Genomic DNA, 2,296 nt, shown 5'->3' with positions numbered 1-2,296 from the left:
GCTCCTCGAGCCCATCGGCAACATCCCGCCTGCCGAAGCCGAAGCGAACTACTATGCTGCCGCTGAGCAGATCGTTATGGCGGCGTGACTCACATCTAATGGCCTCCGGCAAACCCGGCGCGGTTCATGGCTTCTTTGGACCCGACCGAACGCCAGGACGTCGATTTGCTTTTGGGGGTATTTTCTGGGGTAATCGCCGCAACCCCAGCGGAGTACCCCCAGATGGCGCTCAAGGAACTCGAAGTCCGCTACGCGACCAAGCGGCAGAAGGACTACATAGTCGGCGACGATCGCGCTTATGCCGTCCAGATCGAGCGCCTTCGGGCGCGGAATGTTCGGCCTAGGCGCCGTTGCCGTCGGCGTCGATGATGAAGGTTTTGCCCGGCACGTCCATTGCGGTAGGCTCGACGGGCGCCGCGCCGCCGGGCTGGAACACCGGATGCGAGACCCGGCCGACATGCCAGAGCTGCATGACGATCCGCCCGCCCTCGGCATGGACGGCGTCGGCGACCTTGCGCCAGCCGCAGTTCGAAGAACGAGGTCCACATCGGTTCAGAGAGCTTTGTTGCTCGAGCGCCGGGCCTGGTTTGCCCGTCCTGGAACATTGAAGTCCTTGCCGCATGATCGTCTGTCGATCTCCTTGTCGGGGCTGTCGGCCCCTAAGCGCTCGCCGCTTCGCGCTTTTGTGGGGGCAAGCGCGTCACGCCATCCGGTAATTCTGTTCGCGCGTCATCATCGCCCAGATCATGCGCGCCATTTTGTTGGCCAGCGCGACGGCCGCCACCATGCGCGGCTTGCGCCCCAGCACGCGGCCGAGCCAGTTGTCGGGCAACACGCCGCGCCGGATGATCCAACGGATCCTGTTCATCGCGCCAACGATCAACAGCTTGCGGATATCGGCCTGGCCCATCTTGCTTACGCCGCCGAGCCGGGTCTTGCCGCCGGTCGATCGCTGTCGTGGGACCAAGCCGAGCCACGCGGCGAAGTATCGGCCGCTGGCGAAGGCACGCAGATCGGGTGCGAATGCCATTATCGCGCCCGCGGTCACCGGGCCGACTCCCGGCACTGTGCAGAGCCGACGCATCGCGTCGTCGACCTTGGTCGCGGCGCGCAGCTTGAAGTGCAGGTCGTCGATCTTTTGCGTGAGCACCGCGATCTGGTCGAGGTAAAGACGAACGATATCGCGCACAGCGTCAGGCAGATCGGTCGCATCGTCGTCGATCATGCCAGCGACGGTCTTGAGACCTGTCGGCCTTGGCCAACGACGAGGCCGAACTCGCCAAGATGTCCCCGCAGAGCGTTGATCAGTTGGGTGCGCTGCCCGACGAAAGACTGGTGGGTCCGGAATGCGACGGCGCGGGCCTGATGCTCCGCGCTCTTGACCGCCACGTAATGTAGGTTCGGCCGCAGCGCGGCTTCGGCGATCGCAGCCGCGTCCGCCGCATCGTTCTTCTGTCGTTTGACGAACGGCTTCACGTAGATCGGCGGGATCAGCCGCACCTCGTGGCCAAGGCCTTGCGCAAACCGTCCCCAGAAATGGCTCGTCGCGCACGCCTCCATCGCCACGATGCAGGGTGTCTGCTCGCGCAGAACCGCCTCGAGCTTCACGCGCGAAACCATCCGGTTAAATAGAACCGCCCCTCCCGCGGCGGTCGCGCAGACCTGGAAGCTGCGCTTGGCAAGTTCGATCGCGAGAATGTGAACGTCGGTCATGTGCTCCTCCATCTCCAGCGCAGCGTCGCGCGGGTCAGGCATCATACGATGCCGGATGAAGGGGGCATCCACCTCATCAGTTCAACCGGTGTAAAGGATTCCATGGCGAAGCAATTTGCCTGCCTCCGGACATGTTCACCATAAATGAGTCTACAAGAAGCAAAAGAGTGGTCTGAAAATGTCAGCTTATCAGTAATTATACTTATAGGGATGTACAACGGGTAAGGGCTTGCGATGAGATTTGAGGTGCCGTCTTCCACCGCCTTAAAAGATGCGAGCGCTTTGCGCGCGGGGTTAATGCAGGCGCTTGATTCGGAAGGCACTGTCGAACTCGACCTGGCCGCAGTGCAAGAGGCGGATCTAAGCTTTCCCCAGCTCATCTTGGCGTTGCGCATAAGCGCCGCGGAGGCAGGAAAGTCCCTTCGCCTGCGCAGCCCCGCCCCTGCGGCGGTTGCCGCGCTGCTGGAGCGTGCCGGTTTTCTCGCCGCAGCCACCCCCCAAGATCTCGACTTCTGGTTTCACGGAGAACGTGCCCAATGACCGCCTCGATCCTCACCGTCGATGATTCGCCCAGCCTGCGTAT

Annotated in this window: 2 protein-coding genes and 1 pseudogene; 1 reads left to right on the top strand and 2 read right to left on the bottom strand. The window is 62.6% G+C overall.

Features of this window, described 5'->3' with window-relative positions; translation table 11 throughout:
* Positions 1-340 precede the first annotated feature (340 nt).
* Both CA234_RS25115 and CA234_RS23935 read right to left on the bottom strand, forming a co-directional pair.
* Positions 341-622: a hypothetical protein gene (locus CA234_RS25115; RefSeq protein WP_167713194.1), complete on the bottom strand. Its 282-nt coding sequence runs from the start codon at positions 620-622 to the stop codon at positions 341-343.
* 78 nt (positions 623-700) lie between these two features.
* Positions 701-1,713, bottom strand: a pseudogene (locus tag CA234_RS23935) (IS110 family transposase).
* 234 nt (positions 1,714-1,947) lie between these two features.
* Between CA234_RS23935 and CA234_RS23930 the strand changes: the two are divergent.
* Positions 1,948-2,253 carry an STAS domain-containing protein gene (locus tag CA234_RS23930; RefSeq protein WP_125978414.1) on the top strand — a complete coding sequence of 102 codons (306 nt, stop codon included), beginning with the start codon at positions 1,948-1,950 and terminating at the stop codon, positions 2,251-2,253.
* Positions 2,254-2,296: the final 43 nt, after the last annotated feature.

This window comes from Sphingomonas sp. ABOLE (assembly GCF_003950455.1).
Lineage (GTDB): Bacteria > Pseudomonadota > Alphaproteobacteria > Sphingomonadales > Sphingomonadaceae > Sphingomonas > Sphingomonas trueperi.
This window is presented reverse-complemented; position numbering and strand designations above follow the sequence as displayed.

What these genes read in the sequence shown, in the direction of transcription:
- CA234_RS23930 (WP_125978414.1), top strand. Translation starts at nt 1,948, where the DNA reads ATGAGATTTGAGGTGCCGTCTTCCACCGCCTTAAAAGATGCGAGCGCT.
- CA234_RS25115 (WP_167713194.1), bottom strand. Translation starts at nt 622, where the DNA reads ATGCGGCAAGGACTTCAATGTTCCAGGACGGGCAAACCAGGCCCGGCG.